Source organism: Pseudomonas serbica (genome assembly GCF_028823535.1).
GTDB lineage: Bacteria > Pseudomonadota > Gammaproteobacteria > Pseudomonadales > Pseudomonadaceae > Aquipseudomonas > Aquipseudomonas serbica.
Genome location: NZ_JAQIYM010000079.1, coordinates 1 through 218, shown reverse-complemented (window position 1 = coordinate 218; position 218 = coordinate 1). Strand labels below are relative to the sequence as shown.

Sequence of the window (218 nt, the reverse complement as noted above, 5' to 3'; positions counted from 1 at the left end):
CTTCACCCTCACCGGCGCACCTTCTCCCGAAGTTACGGTGCCATTTTGCCTAGTTCCTTCACCCGAGTTCTCTCAAGCGCCTTGGTATTCTCTACCCAACCACCTGTGTCGGTTTGGGGTACGGTTCCTGGTTACCTGAAGCTTAGAAGCTTTTCTTGGAAGCATGGCATCAACCACTTCGTGTTCTAAAAGAACACTCGTCATCAGCTCTCGGCCTT

1 rRNA gene is annotated in these 218 nt (G+C 51.8%); it reads right to left on the bottom strand.

The features are described from left to right. Positions 1-218, bottom strand: a 23S ribosomal RNA gene (locus tag NQL71_RS29825); the annotation flags it as partial.